The organism is uncultured Fibrobacter sp. (assembly GCF_947166265.1).
Taxonomy (GTDB): domain Bacteria; phylum Fibrobacterota; class Fibrobacteria; order Fibrobacterales; family Fibrobacteraceae; genus Fibrobacter.
The window spans coordinates 1-22,540 of record NZ_CAMVDO010000019.1 but is presented as its reverse complement, the minus strand read 5'-3'; the positions used below and the strand labels follow the sequence as shown (position 1 = coordinate 22,540).

Here is a 22,540-nt window from a genome sequence, read left to right as displayed (position 1 = left end):
AAACTGTGAATGTTCCCGCAATTCGCGGGGACATTTTTTTGTGGGGTGCTTGACTTTTTGATACAAACAAGTTAAATTTAGTTTACAAAGAATGAGGAAATTCAATCCGAGGTGTCTATGAATACCAAAAAATACCTACTGGCGCTTTTAGGTGCCGCCTGTGCTGTTTCTGCTTTCGCGGATGGCGTACGTTACAAGGACCGCATGTTCAAGGTGGGCGAACCTACGACGGTGACAGTCGTCGACAGTGTGCCGTTCCTGGATACGACGAACTTTCACGTCCTTAGCTCGATGATGCAAATGGCGGGCGTCGAACCGATGATGTATTTCTATCAGGATGAAAAAATCGCTTACGAACCGTTGCTGATGGATATTTACCAGCCGAAGAGCGACAAAGCGAAAAAGAGGCCGGTGGTACTGATATGCCACGGTGGTGCGTTTGTTGCGGGCCATAAGAGTGACAGGGACCAGAAATCCGTGACCTACGCGGATTCGCTTGCCGCCCGAGGATTCGTGACGGCCTCGCTGGAATACCGCCAGGGTGCTGTTCTGCAGAACATCAGGGACGAGGAGAATGACCAGACTGTCTATACGATTGACAGCGTGGACTTTGCCCGTACCGTCTATAGGAGCGTGCAGGATTTGAGTGCTGCCATCCGCTACTTGCGTACAAACGCGAAGACGCTGAAAATCGACCCCGACAAGATTTACGTGCTTGGAAACAGCGCCGGTGCCATGCTTGGACTTGAAAACATCTATGGAATCGAAAGGAAGGATTACCCTAGCTATCTTGACGACTCGAACTTTGAGATGTACACCAGAACTTGGAGCGAAGAAGAAACGACGTTTATCTATGATACGCTTTCGCTTGGTGCTGTCGATGAATTCGGTGAGCAGGGGGTGAGCGGTGTTGCAAACGGAGTGGTTGCCCTTTGGGGTGCCATCCATGACACAGAAATCGTGAAGAACTCCAAGGTTCCCGTGTTCCTTGCCCATGGCGAAGCCGACGACGTGCTGCCCTATAAGGTGGGTTTTGCGATGGAAGATGCGGATGCCATTGTTCGCGAGAAGGTTCCCGAACAGTACAGCATGATTGCAGATGCCCTCCATTTCGCAATTCATACCCCGACACTTTACGGAAGCTATATCATTGATTCCATCCTGACAGAGCAGGAAGTCTATCATGAATTCTACAGCCCGCTGGGCTATGATCTGAAACACGAGTTCTACAATAGTACACGTACCGGTAAGGACAAGAAGGAAATCGTATTCGCGGATTCCGTACAGAATAGGGTGTTTGATTTCTTGTACAAGCTTGCGATCGATTCCCTTGTGGCGCCGGGAAAAGATCCTACTTCGATCCCGATGCTCGCTATGGTTAATCCTTCCAAGATCACGATGGGTGAAGGCAACCTGAGCTTTACCGTTGTCAGTGGCGATAACCTGGGGTATGCCGTGTTTGACCTGAAGGGTAACCGTATGCTTTCGGGCCGTGCCTCCATGGGTGAGACCGTTGCCTTCGACGGCATGAACAGCGGCGTTTACTACCTGCGTGTGCAGGGCGAAGCTGCCCGCCGGATAGTCGTGCGGAAGTAACGTAGGCTTTAAAAAGAAACTGAGCCCCGCGAACTATTTCGCGGGGTTTTATATATTGTACTAAAAAGGAGTTTTTATGACCGTTCGTGTAGATGTCGTTCCGGGGAATCGTTCGCGCGCCGAAGTCGATTTTTCGCGTATTGCCAAGTTGCTGGGGGACGATTGGCAGGTATGGATGAACAGGAAGTGGACCTTCGAAACGGACAATGGCGGTGTCCTTCGCGAAGCCGACGCTGTCGTGTATCACCGTGAATACGGTATGCTCATTGTGGAATGCAAGTCCGGGAAGATCGAAGCGCGTCGACATAAAGACGGTGGATGCGTGTGGCTACAGAATGGTAATGTTATAAGGGGGCCGCATGAACAGGTGGCGACGCTGATTTCGCCGTTGCACGAGTATTTCAAAGTGCTGCTTAAGGTGCCCTTGAACAAGGACTTTTACAGGGTGCGTGTGCAGTGGGCCGTATGCTTTAGCGATATGGAAAATATGGAAGGGATTCCGTTGTCTGAAATTCCGAGAAAGCGTGCCCTTTTGAAAACCGACATGCAGAATGTGAAAAAGTTCGAAAGCCGCCTGATCGAGATTCTGATGTCGGGGGCCGAGGCGTATAACGGAGCCCCTTACGCGAACGACACGCTCGATAGCGATGCGCTTTTTTCGCTGTACAATTTCTTTGACGGCGTGGGCGAGATGATGAGTGCCGCGGACCTTTTGCGCGAAGAAAACTACTACGCCGAACAGGCCACCGAGATGCAGCAGATGATGATGGATTCCATATCCCGTAACGCCCGTGTGCGTATAGAAGGCGTGGCAGGTTCCGGAAAGTCGCGTATGGTCGTGTGGGAGGCCCTGGGCCTTTCGAGAGTCGGAAAGAACGTCGCCATTGCCTGCTATAACGACCTGCTTGCCGAAGAACTCCGTGAAGACGTGGAGACGGCGCTTGCGAAGGAACGCGAGGCGGTTATCGCAAAATACGGGCGCGACGGTGGCGTAGGTTTTGGCCGGATAGAGGTCTTTGTGTATGCCGACTGGTGTAAGAAATATGCGAAGGCGGTAAAGAATCTGCCGAAAATGGGCGCCGACAAGTCCCTGTATTACGACAAGGAACTGCCGCAGGCGTTTAGCGAGGCGCAGGCGAAAATGCGTAAGGACAAGAAGCTCCGCGAAAAGATGTTCTACGACGCGGTGATTATTGACGAGGCGCAGGACTTTGCGAGCGATTGGGTGGATACGCTAATCGACCTGTTGCGCGACAAGGACCATGGCTTTGTGCGCGTCTTTTACGATCCGGCGCAGCGACTTTATGCAAGCCGGGACGGTATCGAGAATGCCCAGGTGAAGGCGATGCCCGTGATGGTCTTGAAACGCGGTTTCCGCAACACCAAGCGAATTCTCGAATGGATCTACAAGAACACGAATATAAGGCTGCAATGCTACGAGAATACGCTCCAGGGGTATTCTGTGAAGGAAGTCCGCTACAGGGACGCCTCGGAGCAGGAAAGTCTTTTGGTGAAATGCTACGAGGAACTTGTACGCAAGTACGAACTGAAGGAATCGGATGTGCTTGTGGTGTCGATGCGCAGCGAAAGGAATTCGGGACTCAAGGATATCGCTGATGCCCGTTTCGCCTGGAACAAGGTCGGTGGCAAGAAGCTGATTAAGGACAAAGTAAATATCGTGAGCGCCTATAGAATCAAGGGCCTCGACGCGATGGCGGTTATTTTGGTCGACGTGGAAGAACCCACCGAGACAAGCCGCCGCGAAGACTGGAAGCGCCTCTTGCTCGTAGGGGCGACCCGAGCGAAGCGCCTGCTGACGGTCATTCGCAAAAAGTAGCGACAGGAAACGAGTAGCGGCGGAAAATGCCGCCTGATTTAGGAATCTAGCGGAGCAGTTCTTCGGGAACACATTCGGCCATGGCCTCGTACGCCTTGGCGCTTGGGTGCAAGTGATCGCCCGAGTCGAATCCGGCGGCAAACGCCTTCGGATTGTCATGGCCGCGGACTGCCTTGTCAAAATCTACGCAACCGTCGAAATCGGGAGCGCTGCGGAGCCATTCGTTGAATGCCACGCGGATGATGTCGCGGTTTTCGTTGTAGGTGCGCCAGCCGTAAATCGGCAGCAGTGTGCCGCTATAAACCTTGAGGCCGAGCTTGCGCACATGCGTGATATAGAGGGAACGTACGCCGTTGATGAGGTCGTCTGCAGTGGGCATGTCGCTCCAGGGGCGGAACTTGTTGACCTCGACACCGACCGGATGGATGATGTCGTTGATGCCGTGCTGCACGATGACGCTCCGGGCGCCTGCGACATTCATTTCGATGGGGAAGCGGGTAGCTCCCTTGAGACCGTAGGCTGCGTAGGTGATGCAACTGTATTCGCGGAGAATGCGTGTGCCGCTAACCGCGCGGCGGATGATGGCGACATTGTTGAACCCTTCGCGTGCACAACGCAGCGTGAGGTAATCCGGCCAGTCCTGCGCCGTGATGGAATCGCCGAAACACACCAGCGCGAAGTTCTTTTCTTCGGTGAAAATGTCGATGGTGTTGAGAAAATAAATCCAGTTCGTGTTGCGCGTTAAGTCGTCGGGGAGGGTTGCAGACTTCGCGAAATTCCCGTAGCTGTACTTGCCGCCCGAAAGCGGCCCCGTGATAGCCGTACCCGCGTTCATTTGTGTGAAATCTGCGAAGTAGAGGCTGACATCGAACGTTTCGCCTGCGACAACATCGAATGCGATTTCGTCGCTCAGGATTTCTTCACCCGCGGGGATTGCAGCGGAAGTGCGGCCGCCGAACGTGATGGGAATCGGCGAGTATGTAACGCAGCTCGATGCATCGGCGGGATGCTGCGGGGACTGCTCACAAGCTGCTGAATTCTGCGAGGACTGCGCGGCGCCAGTAGCAAGTGCGGCGGGCTGTACCGAGGGATGCGCGGAGGAATCAGATGGGCGCGGCATGGAATGCGCGACATACGCCTTGCTGATGGTGACGGCTTCCGTGCCGGTGAGATTCGAAAAGTGGAACCGCAGCTTGTTCCCCGAAAAACACGCGCGAATCGGGTAACGCAGCGTCAAATCTTTGGCGTAAGTGGCTTCTTTGCGGTCTGTAATAGAGGTGGCGTTGCCCCAGCAAGCCACCCATTTCGAAAATTTCTCGGACATGCGTCCAATTATAGCAATTGCTAACCGTAAATAAATCCGAGCGTTACCGCAACGGCAATCAGCAGCACAATTTGCTTGATGATACGTACTTCATTTGAACCCATGCCCCTAAAATACATTTATGGAACCGCAAAAGCTACAATGTAAGCAAGGAATAATGTTACACGCGTAAACACGTGATGAATTTTACAAAAGTGCTTGGGTGAGGGGGGGGGGCTACAGATCTTCTAATGCAAACGGTAGCATATACAGGGGCTTGAGTTGCAGAGTCCCTATGTGGTCCACGTCTTTTTGCGACACGTCGGGCGCCCTCTAGAAGGCTGGCGTACCACCCGGAGTAAGTCTGTTTCTCTGCACAGAGGTTGGTTGCTACAAAAACATAGCCATGAACTGCGGCAGGCTTACTTTGTTGCCGTCTACACCGACATTCCCATCAATAAGCTTTATTGCAAGCGTTGGATTGTATTTTTTGACAAATTCGTTCATCGATGTAGTTTGCCCGTTTTTTGATTTGACTTCCACAGGGATGACTTTGCCAGAATTTTCAAATACGAATTCTATTTCTTGCGTGTTCTCGCCGTTCTTGTAATAGTTTAGTGCAAGCCCGCGCTTGTGTAGAATGTCGAAAATCAGATTTTCGTAAATGCCGCCCTTGGCATGGCCCTTCAGGTCCTTACGCAAAAGAGCCGACTGTGTCTCGAAACCGAACTGGTGTGTCGCAAGGCCGATGTCGGTGACATAAACCTTGAAATTTTCCGGCTGCTCATAAGCCTTGAGCGGCATTTCGGGCAGGCTTACATTGTGTACCAGCTTAATCAAGCCCGCATCGACCAACCAATCCAAAGCGTTGCCGTATTTTTTAGCGCTGCCGTTTTTTTCGACCGTCTTGTATTGGAATTTTGAATATTCCTTTGCTAGCTGACGGGGAATCGAATAATAGCAGGCACGAATTTTAGGCCTTTCCGTGTTGGTCGCGTAGTGCTGGATGTCGTCTTCGTAGGCCTTGAAAATTTTCTGTTGTACCTTGAACGCTTCCTGAAAATTTGACGTTTCAACGAAAGCGTTTACTACGGCGGGCATGCCTCCCACCACTAGGTATTCGCGGAGTTTGTTTTGGTATAAATCCTTGATGGTGTCGGGCAGGGCTTTTTTTTGTTCGTAATATTCCTTAAGGTTTTCGATGGTCCCCTCACTTACGCCTGTCGCCCAAAGGAATTCCTCGAAATCAAGAGAGTGCATTTCGACTTCGTGCTCGAAACCGACAGGAATGGAAATCTCGTCCGCTTTCTCTTGGCTCAGTTTGTTGTAATGCAGCCCAAGCAATGACCCAGATGCGATAATGTCGTACTTGTCGTCCATGGCGAGGAACTTGAGTGCCGTTCGCGCCTTGCTGCAGGCCTGGATTTCGTCGATAAAGATGAGTGTGTTGCCCTCGATGAACTTGACATTCTTGACGAGCAGCGATATGCGCTTGTATATCTCGGCGGGCTCAAGCTCCCCTTCGAAAATCTGCTTGTATTCGGGGTTCTTGAATAGGTTTAGATAGATGTAGCTTTTGTAATTTTCGCGGCCAAAAACATCTATAATAAAGGTCTTGCCGACCTGGCGAGCCCCATTTACGAGCAAACATTCCCTTTTTTTGGTGTTTTTCCACTGTTTTAGGGTCTCTGTGAACTTTCGCTTCAGCATGTTTTGACCTCATTTTGCCACGAATTTGACGATATCAATATACAAAAATGCCACGAATTTGACAATCTTTTTCTAAAAAATGCTACGAATTTGACGATGTTTTATGCGTATTTGGCAAAATTTCGCTAAAAACAGCATTTTATTGTTTTTTCACCAATATTTGTATATCGAGCAGCTTTTCCCAGTCGGCCTTGGTTCGCTTTTCGCGGGGGATGCTCCAGAAGTTTTTCCAGATTTCGTTGTTGAGGGAATCAATTTCGGCGGCTTCGGCGTCGGTAACTGTGCCATTGGCAGTACTGTACATTTTGTGCTCCTTTCTGCGTACAAGCAGATATGGCATTTAAGCCGAGACGCAGAATACTTTGTTAAAACTCCACTATAAAACTACACTTTTGAGCACTACTTGTCAAGGGGTAGATGAAAATATTTTTTTCAAGAAAAAGTCTCTATTTTTCTTGAAATTTGACAGTTTATTGCCGAAAATGAAATATATATTTGTGAATAGTCCGTTCCCTTGAACGGGGGTTTTGTTGGTATAAAGGAATCAGTATGGCAAGGAACGATTTTAACGAAGCGACTCGAGTGCAGCTGACTGCGCTGTTGCATTTGACGCGCCTCGGCTATACATACATAGGGAAGATTCCAAAGGGTGCCGCGGGCTATTACGATCCGGATACCAACATTTTGAAAAGCACCTTTGAACGTCAATTTAAACAATTAAATCCAGGCACGAAATATTCTGCTGAAAACGTTCTCGCCGATATTCGCAAGGAACTGGACGATGACGATTTGGGTCGTCAATTCTACAAGCGCTTGGTTTCGGTTTCGCCTTATCGCTTGGTGGATTTTGAACATCCTGAAAATAATTCTTATCAGTGCACCGCGGAATTTACTTGCAAGAACGGTGATGATGAATTCCGCCCGGACATAACGCTGTTTATAAACGGCCTGCCTCTTGTTTTTATCGAAGTCAAAAAGCCCAATAATGCGGGCGGTATGATTGCCGAAAGTAAGCGGATGAACAATGAGCGCTTTCCGAACAAGAAATTCCGCCGTTTTATCAACATTACGCAGCTAATGCTCTTCTCCAACAACATGGAGTATGACGCCAAGGGCGGTGTTGTGCCGATTGAAGGGGTCTTTTATTGTACGGCGGCTCGAGACAGGGCAAAGTTCAACTGTTTTCGTGAAGAAAATCCTGCACGTGCCCAGGTTGCGCCGTTTAACAAGAATTTTGCATACGCCCCGATAGATCCAAAGACAGAAGAACGCGTCTTGTTGGATTTCAATGTGCCCGTATTGAAAGAGAATGCCGAATACAAGACAAACCTTGGTATCAATACTCCTACGAATCGTGTATTGACATCGATGGTTTGCCCAGAACGCTTAATGTTCTTGTTGAAATACGGCATTGTGTACTTGCACGAAGAAAAGCAGGACGATGATGGAAACATCATCACCAGAGATGAAAAACACATCATGCGTTACCAGCAGATGTTTGCCGCTCTCGCCATCCGTGAAAAATTGAAAGCAGGTGTTAAGTCTGGCGTGGTATGGCATACACAAGGTTCAGGAAAAACAGCACTCTCGTATCACTTGACAAAAGTCCTGAAAGATTTTTATGCAAAGAAAGATGTCGTTGCCAAGTTCTACTTTATTGTGGACCGTCTTGACTTGTTACAGCAGGCAAGTGATGAATTTGCAGCTCGTGGCTTGAAGGTGACTACGGCAAATTCCCGCGACGAACTGATGAAACAGTTCCGTGAAAATCAGTCGTTGCAGGGGAATTCCGGCGAAGATGAAATTACTGTCATAAACATCCAGAAATTTAAGGACGACAAGGACAAGGTTGAACTTCCTGATTATGCCACGAATCTGCAACGCATTTTCATAATGGACGAAGCGCACCGTGGTTATAAGCCGCAAGGATGTTTTCTTTCTAATCTGTTCAATGCCGACAAAAATTCGGTCAAAATGGCATTGACAGGAACTCCGCTCATTGGAGATGAAAAGGCGAGCTGCAAGGTCTTTGGCGATTACTTCCACACCTATTATTATGACCGATCTATCCAGGACGGCTACACGCTGAAAATCATTCGCGAAGAAATCGAGACCAGCTACCGCAAAAAGATTACCGAAGCATTCGAAAGCCTCCAGAAATTGGTAGAAAAAGGCTCCGTTTCTAAGGATGCCATTATTGAGCACCCGACTTATGTTGAATCCTTGCTTCGCTATATTGTGAATGACTTGATTTCGTTCCGAGAAATGCAAGGGGATGAATCGTTGGGTGGCATGATCATTTGCGAAAGTTCGGGGCAGGCGCGCAAACTTTACGAATCCTTCGATAAAATTCTTGAAGAAATAAACTCGACTCGTTTCAAAAAAGCGAACCTTAAAGCAGGACTGATTCTATACGATAGCGCCGACAAGGATACGATTCGCCAGACGATTCTTGATTTCAAGAAAAATTTCAAGATTGATATCCTGATTGTTTTCAATATGCTTTTGACGGGTTTTGACGCCCCTCGCCTCAAGCGTCTCTATTTCGGTCGCAAAATCAAGGACCATAACTTGCTGCAGGCGATTACCCGCGTGAACCGCCCCTACAAAGACATGAAGCGTGGTTTCTTGATTGACTTTGCAGATATCAAGGCGAATTTTGACGAGACAAACGAGGCTTACCTCCGGGAACTGAACCGTTACAATTCCGATCAAAACGGAAATGACGAGTCGGGAGAAAAAATTCCCGACATGTATCGCCAGGTCATGGAAGACAAGGACGAGTTGATTCAACAGGTCCGCGAAACGCGTCAAGCGTTATTCAAGTATCCAATCGACAATGCCGAAGAATTTTCTCAAGAAATTTCGAGCCTCGAAGATAAAAAGTTGCTGATACAGCTGCGCAAGGCTCTGGAACTTGCGAAAGACGCATTCAACTTGGTGCGCACTTTTGGCGATGATGAACTGAAAGAAGAATTCAAAAAGCTCCAGATTAAAAAACTTCCGGAAATGCTTTCAGAAGTAAACCGCCGTATTTCTATAATAAACCTGAAAGAGTCTCTGGAAAACAGCGATGCGACCCATGCGGCCTTAATTGACGCCTTGTTGAATATTGAATTCAACTTCAACTGTATCGGTCGCGAAGAATTGAAAATTATCGACAACGGCTCGGAACTCCGTGAAACGCGCAAGCGAATTGCGCGTGCAATGTCGGACAACTTTGACCACGATGACCCTGAATACATAAGCATTGTCGAGGCGATTGACGAAATTTTCAAGAAGCACGGGTTTACTCCTGCAGATGTGGCGGAATACAATGAAGAAACTAGAGCGATGAACGACATCCTGAAACGCCTCGAAGAACTCCGCAAATCAAACGAAGCCCTTTTGCGCAAGTACAACGGCGACACGAAATTTGCCTATGTTCACAAGCGCATCCGCGAAGAGAACAAAGCGCGTGAGCCCAAGCACCAGGCACCGATTATCTCGAAGTTCGATGAAGAAATAGTGCAGGCTCTCTTGACTATCAAGGGAACGATTGACGCGAAGGTTTTCGACCGCAACGACATCCTCAAACAGGACGCCTACTTTGGCAAGACCGTGATGAAAGAAATTGCAGACGGACTCGCGCACTTCCCGCAAATCAAGCCCGAAATGCCCGATTACCTGTTTATCCAGCAGCGCGTCGCCAAGCAGTATATTAACCAGTATAACGCCTTTTATAAAGTGTAGGTAAACGTGGCTTCGCAGAAAAAAAAGAATTTGGTTTCAGACGATTTCGGTTATATCTTCTCGTTGGTAGAGAAATTCCGGGCAGCGACTATTCGCGGCATTAACACGAATCTGTTAATGTGCTATTGGAATGTTGGAGCCTATATTTCGGCAAAAATACACGATGCTGGATGGGGTGATAAAGTTGTAAAGGAATTGGCAGACTATCTCAAGCTGCATAATCCTAAATTGAGGGGATTCGGTAAGCGAAACTTGTATAATATGGTCAAGTTTTATGAAGTTTACCATGCACAAGAATTTCAAAAAATCGCCACTTCATTCGAAAAGTCTGAATTTGTGCAGTTGTCAACTGCACAAATTACGGCGAATCCAATTGTGCAGTTCGAAACTGCACAATTACATGTCGTCCCATCTATTTTGACGGTTACTACATTTACGAACCATGTAGAAATACTGAATCGTTGCGGAACATACGAAGAAAGGCTCTTTTATATCTTATATTCGGCACAGCAGCATTTGAAGACTGAAGAATTGAGAAGGTGCATTGTAACGCAGACATTCGAAACACTATTAAGCAAGGAAAAGAAACTTTCTCCTGCGATGTTAAAAGCTTATCCTGCTGCTGAATTTATGCTTAAAGATAAGGCATTTCTTGATTTTTTGAAGTTGCCTCAAAAACATAATGAACATCATTTGCATGCCGGTTTGTTGGAGCACATGAAAGAGTTTATTCTTGAATTGGGTAAGGATTTTATTTTTATGGAAAATGAATACCCTGTTCAGGTTGGTGGCTCCATAAAAAGAATAGATATGCTCTTTTTCCATAGGGCTTTGCAGTGCTTGGTGGCGATAGAACTTAAAGTGATCGATTTTGAACCCGAATTTGTCAGCAAAATGGATATGTATTTAGAGGCTCTAGACCGTGATGTGAAAAGAGAAAATGAAAATCCAAGCATTGGAATAATCCTGTGTCCTTCTGCGGACAAGTCAATGGTTGAATACACTTTGAGTCGCTCTCTTAGCCCGACAATGATTGCTGAATATAAACAAAAATTGATTCCTGTTGATGTGATGAAAAAATCATTGCAGGAATACTGTGAATTTTTAGGAAAGAATAAATGAACATCAAAGACAAGACCATTGCCCTTATCGACTCTCTCAAGGCTACTTGCCAAACGTACGGCATGGGCAATGACGGCAACGAATACAAGATTATCACCCAGGTGTTTCTGTACAAGTTTATGGCCGACAAGTTCGGCTACGAACTCAAGAAAATTAATGACCCTTGCCTGAAGGCCCTCAAAAAATCTGACAAGTGGGAAGAGGAATACGCGAAACTCTCCAAGGCCGACCGCGAAAAGGTGAGCCTCTTCTTGCCGCCCGAAGTCCCGGTGTTCAAGCCCGACTACCTGATTGCAAACCTCTGGAACAAGCAGGCCAAGGGCGATTTCGACGTCATCTTTGATGAGACCATGGTCGCCATCGCGAAGGACAACCTGGACGTATTCTACACCAAGACCGCGCAAGAAACGAAAATCCCCATCTTCGAAAAGCTCACCATCTTCGTGACCGACGACGCCCAGCGTGCAAACTTTGCCCGCGCTCTTGTCGATAAGCTGGTGAACTTCAGCTTCGAAGATGCCTTCGCTGAACATTACGACTTTTTCTCGGATATCTTCGAATACCTACTCAAGGACTACAACACCGCAGGCGGCGGCAAGTACGCCGAATATTACACCCCCAAGGCCATCGCAAAAATCATGGCCCGCCTCTTGGTGGGCGACAATGCCGACCTGCACAACGTAGAATGCTACGACCCCAGCGCAGGCACCGGCACCTTGCTCATGGCGCTCAGCCACCAGATTGGCGAAGACCGCTGCACCATCTTTGCGCAAGATATCTCGCAGCGTAGTAACAAAATGCTCAAGCTGAACCTGCTGTTGAACGGACTCGTATCTAGTCTCGATCACGCCGTGCAGGGCGACACCCTTCTGGAACCCTACCACAAGAGCGACGATGGCAAGAGCCTCAAGCAGTTCGATTACGTTGTAAGCAATCCGCCCTTCAAGATGGACTTCAGCGACACCCGCGACGACATCGAAAAGAAATGGAATGCCCGCTTTTGGGCAGGCGTGCCGAAAGTCCCGAACAAGAAAAAGGAGAGCATGGCCATCTACACCTGCTTTATCCAGCACGCGGTGAACAGCATCAAGGCAGGCGGCAAGGGCGCCATCGTTATCCCCACCGGATTCATCACCGCGAAATCCGGCATCGAGCACAAAATCCTCGAACGCATCGTTGACGAACACATCGTCTATGGCGTGGTGAGCATGCCGAGCAACGTGTTCGCGAACACCGGCACCAACGTGAGCGTGCTCTTCTTCGACAAGACCCGCAAAAAGACCGACAACGACAAAGTCACCCTCGTTGACGCAAGCAAACTCGGCAAGGAATACAAGGACGCGAACGGCCTCAAGAAAGTCCGCCTCGAAGACGACGAAATCGAGAAAATCGTGACCACCTTCCGCAAGGCCAAAGCCGTCGAAGACTTCAGCGTAGTCGTGACCTACAGCGAAGTCAAGGAAAAAGGTTACAGCCTGAGCGCCGGCCAGTATTTCGACATCAAGATAGACTACGTCGATATTACTGCCGACGAATTCAACGCCCAGATGAAAGCCGACACCGAAGAACTCACCGCCATGTTCGCCGAAAGCCACAAACTCGAAAAGGAAATCCAGAAACAACTTGCTTCGCTGTCATTCGGAGGTTAGTTGATGATGCTCGGATTATGCTGTCATTCCCGCGAAGGCGGGAATCACCTTTAGCAACGGTGTCATCCTGAGCGAAACGAAGTGAAGTCGAAGAATCTAGGAAAGGTTTATTATGGAAATAGTTGCAATAGTCATTAGTTTAGCGTCTCTTATTGTGTCAATAAGGGCTATTAGAGTTTCTAAAGATATTGCTAAGATGCAATTGGAATATGAGGAAAAGGCAGAAAAAAGAAGAGAAGAAAAAGAGGAATTAGCAGAAGAAAAGCGTGATAGCGAAAAACGCCAAGAACTAAAGAATCGAAAAGATGCAAAGCAAATGGCAAATGCTTCTTCGTTGGCAAGACTTGCTGGTAAAACCAAAGAACTTGAAGAAAGTATTTTCTTGGATAAGCAATTAGGTAAAAGATAGCGTCATTTTGAGGAACTATAGCAGGCCTGCCCTGAGCGTAGCGAATGAGAAGCAATCTAAGTGAAGGTGTGATAAGGACGAATATGGAAATGACTTTAGATGAACGAATTTGTGACATGAAAATGTACAAGTTAGGAGACTTGTGCAGTGATGTTATTGATTGCCCTCATTCCACACCAGAATGGAAAAACGAAGGAATTCGTGTAATTAGAAATTTCAATATTGTTAATGGTTCTTTGGATTTTTCAAACGGATTCTTTGTTGATGAAGAAACTTTTGAAAAAAGAACACAAAGAGCATGTCCTGAATTTGAAGATTTAGTGATATCAAGAGAAGCCCCAATGGGAGCTGTTTGTATGATTCCAAAAAATCTAAAATGTTGCTTGGGACAAAGACTGGTTCTTCTAAAGATTAATAAAGATGTTGCAGATCCAAACTATATATTGTTCGCTATTCAAAGTCAATTTGTTCAAAAGCAGATACAGATTATTGATCAAACAGGCTCTATTGTTAGTAATTTAAATATCCCAGACTTAAAGTCTTTGCGGATTCCATTGCTTTCTTTGCCGGAGCAAAAGAAAATCGCCTCCGTCCTTTCCGCATTAGACGACAAAATCGCCCTGAACAAAAAGATGAACCAGAAACTCGAAGCAATGGCAAAACGCCTATACGACTACTGGTTCGTCCAATACGACTTCCCCGACAAAAACGGCCACCCCTACAAAACCACCGGCGGCCCCATGACCTACAACCCCACCCTCAAAAGGGAAATTCCTGTAGGGTGGAAAGTGAGCAACATTTGTCCGCTGATGGAAATCCTTCCTGGCGGAACTCCAAGTAAAGCCAAACCGGAATATTGGAATGGCGACATCCCGTTTTTCGGCCCAACGGATTATTGCGGAGATGTTTTCCAGTTGTCAACGGAAGAATACATCACTGAAAACGGTTTAAACAATTGCGCATCGGCACTATATCCGCCAAAAACAATTTTTATTACAGCAAGAGGCTCTGTAGGGAAACTTATTGTCTGTGGAAAGCCGATGGCGATGAACCAATCTTGCTATGCTTTAAAACCATTTGATTTGGAAAAATACGAATACCTATTCTATTTGACAAAACAACTGATTGAGCAACTCAAAAAGAAAGGCTCCGGTTCTGTTTTCAAATCCATTAACACATTGGATATCGAACAATCTTTCTTGTCTATTGCTCCCAACGAAATTATAGATCTCTACTGCAAAAAAGTGAAATCTATATTCGAAAGGATAAAAAGCAATACCGTTGAAATTGCTAAACTCACCGCTCTCCGCGACAAACTCCTCCCACTCCTCATGAACGGCCAAGTAGTGGTAGGGTAAAGGAGTGTGAATATGTTGAGCACCATAATTTCAGCGCTAGCCGGACTTTTGGGAGTCTTGATAGGCGTTTTTTCAACACATTTTCTTCATTATAAAAATCATAAATCGGAAGAGATTAAAGTAATAAACAAATCTATTCACTATTTGTTAGAAGTATTCTTTTTAATAAGTCGTCTCAATTCTGAAAAAATGACGAATGCTTACTTTGATTATTACTTTCAAAGAGTAAAAAAGCTTATTCCAATTTTAGATGAAAAAATGATAGAAGCGTCAAAAAAGCAATATAGTCCGATAATAAAAAATTCTCTTATTCCCGCTTTGCAAAAGCAGACTTTTGAAGAATTGAAAAAAATGGGAACACAATATGAAGAAATGGTTGCGAACTTAGCTACAATTTTGCCTGTAACGGCTTACTATTTAAGAGGAAAAAATAACTTGGAGATTTTGCTGCAAACGGCATCTAAATATTTTGAAGATATAAAAATTCCTGATGAAAATAATGCGACATTTATCAATGAGGCAATCAATCAGATGCAACCCGAGTTAATAGCGGATTTGATAAACGAGTATAAAGATGAATTGAAATCTGAGTTGCTGGTATTACTTCGCAAAACAACTTGGCATAACCGTTGTGCTGGAAAAAAAGCAATTAAAGGCATTGAGTCTATTGAATTGACTGAAAATGAAAGACGAAAAATCGATTCTATAATTGCAAGTGCTGTGAACCACGTTGTGCAAAACGCTGAAGTTGTGTGATTTTTTTGGGGGTGACGATGGATCCTATTAATGCCGCAAATTTTGCTAGTGCTTTAATTACGATAGCCACGGGATTAAAAGGCCTTTTGATGCGTCTTTTTGGAAAGCATTTTGTTTTTCCAAAGATAAACTCTAAGAATTCTAGGGTTAGGAATATCTTAGAAACATTCCAGAAAAATATGAAGTCCGCATATGGGAATCATATTTTCTCTTTAGAAGAGATTTCTCAAATACAAGCATTGGTTCTAATAGATAGCAAATTTGTGAAAATAAATGAAAAAGAACGGAATTATGTTAAGGAGTATGTTTATAGAGCATTTGAAGTCTATAATGAATCTATTAGAAAGTCACTAAATCACGATGCACAAGTTTTATTGGATAATCAAGAAAGCAGTTTTAATAAAATTCAAAAACAATTAAACGATATTGCAGAAAAAGATTCTAAAGAAAATAGTTGTAAATTTGAAAAGGCTATTGAAAGAAGTAAAAATATAGGGCTTATTAACATTGATGATAAAATTAAAAATGAATACGAAATAGATCGTAGTGAGATTATTGAGAAAATAAAGCAAGATAACGCTCAAATTATTTGCATTAGCGGAAGTGCTGGTGTGGGTAAATCTGCTTTGTGCAAGAAACTGATAAGTGCCGAAAAATACGTATTATACACTAGGGCGGAACAACTTAATTCTGCATCACGAATTGATGATCTTTGGCATTGTAATGTTGAAAAATGCATAAAAAGTATTACGAACGATAAATTATATATTTTCATCGATGCACTAGAATTTATTGCCGATGTTCAAAATTCGATTGTAAGAATTGAACTTTTGCAGGAATTATTTGAACTTGCAAGAAAAAATGAAAATGTTCATATTGTGACAAGTTGTCGAACTTCTGACATGGGGGCATTTGCAAAATTATTTGCGAATTATGAAGTCCAACCATATAAAGTTGAAGAACTTTCTAGAGAAGAAATTGAAGGAATATGTAGTAAATATCCGCTTATTAAAGAATTGTCTAAATCGGATAAATATTCGGCCCTGTTAAAAAATCCTCTTTACATCAGTCTTATTCTTTCAAATTTTAATTCAATTTCAGATGTAAATAATGAGTGTGATTTAAGAAATAAAATTTGGAATGACATTATTTGTTTGGGGAATAAAGCAAGAGACAGTGGCTTAAATTTGTCGAAGATTAGGGAAACAATTGAGAAAATCGTTTTTGATAGAGCTAAGGAATTTCGGCTGGGCGTCAATAAAAATGATTTAGATGAAGAAATCTTGAAAAAACTAGAATCAGAATGTATTGTTGCTGTTAACGGAGATTTAGTTCGGCTAAAGCATGATTTATTTGAGGATATATGTTTTGAAATAAAGTTTGATCGATTGTTTGATGAATGTAATGGAGAATATGCCACTTTTTTCAATGCGATAAAGGATTTTGGTCGGTGTGCATATAGAAGATATCAAATATGGATCTCTAATAAAATCTTTGCTAAAGATTCTAGAGAAAAATTTATTTATCAATTAGTCTTCAAGCTAGATGGCGATGATAATTGGCGTGGTCAAACAATAATAGGAATCGTTAAATCTGAATACTGCCAAGATTTCTTTTATGATTATTATACAAAACTTTTGAGTTCTGGTTTTTTATTAGAATTCATACGAATTATAAATCTATACGCTTTTGATGCTAAACCGTTTGTGTCGGCGTCAGGTTACCATTTCTTACAGTTGATTCCTACAGGCAAGGCGAGAGAATGCTTAATTCGTTTAATTTCTGAGAATCAATCATATGATGCTGATCGAGAATCTGTTGTCAAACTTTGCGATGATTACTCAAAATCTGAAAATAGAGATTTGGAAACATCAAAAGCGGCTTGCAAAATTTTAGAACATTATGTAGCTGAAAAGAGAAATGACAAATCTGAATATTGGGGCATGGACATCCCTAGAGCGATAAAGCCTTTATTACGTGCAATCTATAGAATGGCGGATGCATCTAAGGATTGGATAAAAGCCTTTATTACCGAAATAATTGAAAAAAAACAAAGCGAAGATCGTAGTGGACAGCGTTTTTCAGAAAATATAGCTGAATGGACTATAAAAGAATGTGAATTTACTTTAGTTAAGGTTTTGCCTGACGAAATGGGCCGATTAGCGAAAAAATTGTGGTTGTCATTCGATTATAATCCTCAGGACGATTTTTATGGTCGCGAAAAAGAAAAACAATTTGGCTTGAGCCATTGTGCCAGGGATTATAACTTTTCATCGGGTTTTTCTGATGAGGACCCAATTGAGATGAAGAATCTCTTTTTTGCATTTCTTCTAAAATGTGATTTTTGGAAAGCTTTTTATTGGACTGTTGATTTTGTTAATTCTTCGGTATCATATTTTGCATCGGTTCAACCGAATGAAGTAAAAAAGATAAAGCTTACTTTTGTTGATTCTGGTTCAAAAAAAGTTTATTGGGGACATCCAAAATTATGGATTTGCGCTACTCATGAATATGAAATTCCTTTGCTCCTGAGTGATGTTATTTATTTGTTAAAGAAAACAATAATAAAATTATTAGAAATAGTAAATGATGGAAAGGATGATTCTTTCTATAGATTTGCAGATAAAATTCGTTTTGAAATATACAAAAATTCAAATAATGTTGCATTGTTGTCTATAATCAATTATATAGGGCTTCATTTCTTAAAAGAATTGCCTGGTTATGCAGTTGATTTAGCGACGAATATGGATTTGATATGGTGGGATATTAGCCGCAGTTCGTTGCACCACAAAGATGAACCGCAAAAAATATTAGAAAGACAAATCTCACAGGCAATTATGGGTGTTCCCTTATTAAAGAATAGGTATGAACTTGATGAAAAATGCGATATTTGCTTGAGAGACTATGTTCGAATCTCTAGGCAAATACATAAAGATATGGTTGAAGGAAAATGTAAAAAAATTTGTGATTATCTCTATTCTATTACAAATAATAATGCAGAAGAAGCAGACCGATATCTTCAAATTCAAATTATGGAAGGGTGTGCTTATACTGAAGAAAAGAGCGATGTTGCAAAGGGATCTAAGCATCAAATTAAAGGAGCTGCGAAGAAATTAGTAGAGCAATATAAAGAGTGTGATGGTCCTATTAGAAAATTTTTAACCAATTATACAGAGGCGATAAAAGACAAGGATAATATAAACAACCAATTGATAAATGCAACAATTGATTACGCTATTGAACAGTCTAAAAAAGATGCTTATTTCAAATTGCAAACTGAAAATAAAACCATACAACTCATATTTTGTGCATTAGCGGACATAAAATTAAATCAAAATCGAAGAGATTATCTTTGCCGTATATGGATTGATGGAATACGAAAATATTTAAAAAGAGAATCGTTTGTAAGTGACAATAATCTTGTTGGTGCCCTATGGGTGCAATTAAGAATGGATATTTCAATACAGGTAAAGAATGAAATAAAAAAACTCATGTTGGACATTCTTACATTCCAAGAAAACAATGGAATAATACTTGAATTATCAAAGACTATAAAAAGAATTCTGTGCTATGAGGGCTGTAGAGATATTGCGAGACCATTCTTTAATACCATTTTAATGCTTGCTAAAGATGAGATGAATCATCAAAAATATAATGCTGAATATTTAAAAAAAGAAAAAGGTGATTTTGTATATTCGCCTAATATGCATCGTTTATTATGGTATGCTGATAGGATTTTCCGAGAAAAGTCTCTGCCTGCTTATAATAGCCAAAAGGATGAAATCATTCGCAGATATTTATATGAGGAAGATCCTCTTGAAATTACAGATTTCAATATAGATGATTATGATATTAGCACTTTGTGTTTTGTTGCTAATTGCGGCTTAGATTTTAAGGATTCTCTTTTTGCTAAAGTTGTTAAAGAAATTTTGAAATGCATGATCCGCATTTGGGGACAAATTCAAAATCGCAATGGAGCGGAAGAATTATTACAGTTCCGCCAAAGGGATGAAGTTGAAGAATTATTGCGTCGTGAGATTGTGGAAAAAAATACAGACGATTATGCCGCAATAAATCTTTTGTTTGACGATATTGATTATCCTATTTTATTAAATGAAACAGAGCGTCTTTATTCGGATATTTTTAAGTATATGCAATGTGCATATTTTGATAACAGCGACCATCCTGAAAAAAGAAATGATATAAAGAAGAAGATGCTATATATCGGGCAAAAGGTGGAGAACCTTTCAAATGAATCGTTAAAACGATTCTTCTATAAGGCTCTCTGCTTCTGCTTAAGAAGTTCTTATGTTCAAAATCCAAAGCAATTTAAAGTTAAATATTCGTACCAAGACAAATATTTTATTAATGAACAGTTAAAGAAGTATGGTAAGTACGCTATAGAAGAAATATTTTATGGCATATGTAATTTGAATGAAGAAGAGTTGTTGCCGGAGATTCTTGATGCGATAGATGTGTCTTTGAAAGAGGCTAAAGAAGCAGCTTCTATTTCAGGTCCGCTGAAAGAGACAATGCAGATTGCAAATGTTATTATAACGGCTGCTTTTGTTAAATATTCGGACGAAATAAAGAAAGACAAGAATTTAACAGATGCATATGAAAGAATTTTAGAGACTTTGGTAGATGCAGGTGATGAACAGGCCGCATGGCTTTTGGATGAATTTAGGCTGCATTGAATGGGATGTGTTCTTATTGAAGATTATTATGGAATTGAATAACAATTAAATGTGGAGAATGAAATGAAAAGATTGGTTTTTTTCTGGGTTGAAAAATATAAAGAAATAGATTTCATGAATCATGAAAATAGATTTCTGTTTGAAAATTTAGGAGTTGATTTGTCATCGAAGTATCATTTTGAATACAAGTGGGATTCAGATGGAAGAAAACTTTATGATTTGAATGTATTTCTGAATAAAGATCTTATAGAATATTCAGATAAAATTCAAGATTTGAAAGTATTTGTTGGTAAAAATGGAACTGGTAAATCTTCGTTGTTGAAATTAATTGGAAATATAGTTTCTGGCAATAATCTCAATATGATTTCATCTTATGTTGTTGTTTGGGAGGAAAAAGATGAACTTTTTTATTATGCAAAAGGATGCGAATGCCTTTGCAATTATAAGCAAATTAAAAATCTTCCTTTTTTTAAAACAATTATATATTCATCTGACTTTTCAAGATATCACGATGAACTTGTTAGAACAGGCAATCTCATTAATATGCGAAAAAACTATCTTATGCGTACACGACATAATGATTCTATTAATCGATTTTGCTTAGAAGAAGAAAATGTTCTTATTGATTTTTTAATTGATTTTTCCAAAATAAAAGATGATATAGGTGATTCTTTTTTGTGGAAAATGATAAATATTCCTCCAAGATTGATTTTTACATTTGATGATACTTCAATTGGCAGAAAGATTGAACAGTTGTTAGAAAACAAGAAGTTTGAAGGGAAAGAATATTTCAATTCCCTTTCTTTAACTGTATTAAGAAATAGAGTTAAAAATTTTTTTGAAAAAATGTTGTTAGTTGCGTGGCTAGGCGTTTGTGAAAAGGAATGCAATGATACTAAAGATATTTTTGCAGGATCTATTGCTGAATATATGCAAAAAACGTACCCAACAGTTTATGAAAATGTTGCGAAATTAATGGAAGTAGCCAATTTAGGAAAAGTTTATTTTGAAAATGATGTACAAGTAGATGCTGTTATGTATAATTTGGAAAATAATTATGAACAAGTTTTTAAATTTCGTGAATATTTAAGAAGGATAAATCCGTATTTTATATTTATGCCTGTTACGATAGATTTTCCAATGAGTGCCGGAGAATATGAATATATGCAGTTCTTTTCCCGTTTTTGGAATGTGATAAAGAAAAGTAAAAATCCAACAGAAGTGTCTAATTATTTATTGATTTTAGATGAAGTTGATAGAGGCTTACATCCTGAATGGCAGAGAATATGGTTTACAAAGTTTTTAGAAAGTCTTGATGCTATGAGTGATTCTTTTGGAATAAAATTGAATCTTCAGCTTTTTATAGCGACTCATTCTCCATTTATGTTATCTGATTTTGCAGACGAAAGCATTCTAAAAATGAAAAGAATACAAGAAAAATCAGGTTTCTTCTCAAATGTGAAATGTGACTATAATCCGACAAGATGTTTTGGTGGAAATATTTACGATATTATGAAGGATGGTTTTTTCTTAGAAAGTTCTATAGGTGGATTTGTAGAGAATCAAATTACTAAGATTATTAATGACATGAAAAAGTGTAAAGAAGAAAATCGTCCGCTTTCTATAGATTATTCCTTTGTAAATCGAATTGGCAATCCTATATTGAAATCATTGCTTTTGCAAAAAATAAAATCTGCTGAGAGGAATAAATGATTTATATTGGGAAAAAAGATGATTTCGACACGAAACTTGATACTCTTGCTCAAAAACATTGGGAATGGTTTGCAAATCGTATAGCCTACGATAAAGAGGAGTCGAAATTATCAGATGAAGAAAAAGAAGAATTAGGTAACGCTATAAAAATTAATACAGCTTTACGAAAAATGCTTGGGCCTTTATATGATGAATTGGAATTAATTATTAAGGCGGATTATGATCAACTACAAAGATACAAGTCTGAATCAAAATTTGTGTATAGTGAACAATCTGTAAAGAAGGAACGAGATGCATACGAATTGGTTCTAGAAGAATGGCGTCAGCAAAACAAAATAATTAGTGATTTACATAAGAGAAAAAGATATGATAAATCTTTGAATGCTGAATACAAAAAAGAAAATGCGAAAAAGAAAAAATTACTTGAAGATAAGCAAAATAAAAAAGATGCTTTAGATGATTTAATAGCGAAAAACAACAAAGAATGGAAACGTGATTATTCCGGCGTACTTTGAGCCACGAGTCCGGTGCTAGAGAGCCACCCTTCCGGAAAATGCGGAGCCACCGTTCCGGTCGAACAGAGCCATCCCACAAACGGTCAAGAAAAACTCTATAATGGGATAGCCCGTCGCAATGTCGCGACGGGTTTTCCAATGGA

Annotated in this window: 14 protein-coding genes; 11 read left to right on the top strand and 3 right to left on the bottom strand. The window is 41.9% G+C overall.

What is annotated here, in order from left to right; all coding sequences use genetic code 11:
• Nucleotides 1-117 precede the first annotated feature (117 nt).
• Together Q0W37_RS10200 and Q0W37_RS10195 are read left to right on the top strand one after the other, a co-directional pair.
• Nucleotides 118-1,596 carry a carboxylesterase family protein gene (locus Q0W37_RS10200; protein WP_297701272.1) on the top strand — a complete coding sequence of 493 codons (1,479 nt, stop codon included), beginning with the start codon at nt 118-120 and terminating at the stop codon, nt 1,594-1,596.
• Nucleotides 1,597-1,672: 76 nt separating this feature from the next.
• The gene (locus Q0W37_RS10195) at nt 1,673-3,433 is read left to right on the top strand and encodes a hypothetical protein (RefSeq protein WP_297701270.1); all 1,761 of its coding nucleotides are present in this window, start codon (nt 1,673-1,675) and stop codon (nt 3,431-3,433) included.
• Between the two features lie 46 nt (nt 3,434-3,479).
• Here Q0W37_RS10195 and Q0W37_RS10190 read toward each other — a convergent pair whose 3' ends face one another.
• From Q0W37_RS10190 to Q0W37_RS10180, 3 genes are all read right to left on the bottom strand, one after another.
• Entirely contained in the window at nt 3,480-4,757 is a 1,278-nt protein-coding gene (locus Q0W37_RS10190; protein ID WP_297701268.1) for an SGNH/GDSL hydrolase family protein, read from the bottom strand.
• A gap of 369 nt (nt 4,758-5,126) precedes the next feature.
• Nucleotides 5,127-6,383 (bottom strand): ATP-binding protein, encoded by a 1,257-nt coding sequence (locus Q0W37_RS10185; protein WP_297701266.1) that lies wholly within the window; start codon nt 6,381-6,383, stop codon nt 5,127-5,129.
• A 202-nt stretch (nt 6,384-6,585) separates the two neighbouring features.
• Nucleotides 6,586-6,750, bottom strand: coding sequence for a hypothetical protein (locus Q0W37_RS10180; protein WP_297701264.1), 165 nt, complete (start codon nt 6,748-6,750; stop codon nt 6,586-6,588).
• A gap of 245 nt (nt 6,751-6,995) precedes the next feature.
• On the opposite strand from Q0W37_RS10180, the gene Q0W37_RS10175 reads away from it, so the two are divergent.
• The 9 genes from Q0W37_RS10175 (at nt 6,996) to Q0W37_RS10135 (ending at nt 22,397) form a co-directional block, all read left to right on the top strand.
• Entirely contained in the window at nt 6,996-10,178 is a 3,183-nt protein-coding gene (locus Q0W37_RS10175) for a type I restriction endonuclease (protein ID WP_297701262.1), read from the top strand.
• A gap of 6 nt (nt 10,179-10,184) precedes the next feature.
• Complete coding sequence (locus Q0W37_RS10170; RefSeq protein WP_297701260.1) at nt 10,185-11,300, top strand: PDDEXK nuclease domain-containing protein; 1,116 nt, start codon at nt 10,185-10,187, stop codon at nt 11,298-11,300.
• Nucleotides 11,297-12,949 carry a class I SAM-dependent DNA methyltransferase gene (locus Q0W37_RS10165; RefSeq protein ID WP_297701258.1) on the top strand — a complete coding sequence of 551 codons (1,653 nt, stop codon included), beginning with the start codon at nt 11,297-11,299 and terminating at the stop codon, nt 12,947-12,949. Before Q0W37_RS10170 ends, Q0W37_RS10165 begins: the two co-directional genes overlap by 4 nt.
• 112 nt (nt 12,950-13,061) lie before the next feature.
• Nucleotides 13,062-13,358 carry a hypothetical protein gene (locus Q0W37_RS10160; RefSeq protein ID WP_297701256.1) on the top strand — a complete coding sequence of 99 codons (297 nt, stop codon included), beginning with the start codon at nt 13,062-13,064 and terminating at the stop codon, nt 13,356-13,358.
• Between the two features lie 83 nt (nt 13,359-13,441).
• Entirely contained in the window at nt 13,442-14,716 is a 1,275-nt protein-coding gene (locus Q0W37_RS10155) for a restriction endonuclease subunit S (RefSeq protein ID WP_297701254.1), read from the top strand.
• A gap of 6 nt (nt 14,717-14,722) precedes the next feature.
• Complete coding sequence (locus Q0W37_RS10150; RefSeq protein WP_297701252.1) at nt 14,723-15,472, top strand: hypothetical protein; 750 nt, start codon at nt 14,723-14,725, stop codon at nt 15,470-15,472.
• A gap of 17 nt (nt 15,473-15,489) precedes the next feature.
• Nucleotides 15,490-20,169: a hypothetical protein gene (locus Q0W37_RS10145; protein WP_297701250.1), complete on the top strand. Its 4,680-nt coding sequence runs from the start codon at nt 15,490-15,492 to the stop codon at nt 20,167-20,169.
• A gap of 63 nt (nt 20,170-20,232) precedes the next feature.
• Complete coding sequence (locus Q0W37_RS10140; RefSeq protein ID WP_297701248.1) at nt 20,233-21,882, top strand: AAA family ATPase; 1,650 nt, start codon at nt 20,233-20,235, stop codon at nt 21,880-21,882.
• A complete protein-coding gene (locus Q0W37_RS10135; RefSeq protein WP_297701246.1) occupies nt 21,879-22,397 on the top strand; it encodes a hypothetical protein in 519 nt (172 codons plus the stop codon). Before Q0W37_RS10140 ends, Q0W37_RS10135 begins: the two co-directional genes overlap by 4 nt.
• Nucleotides 22,398-22,540 lie beyond the last annotated feature (143 nt).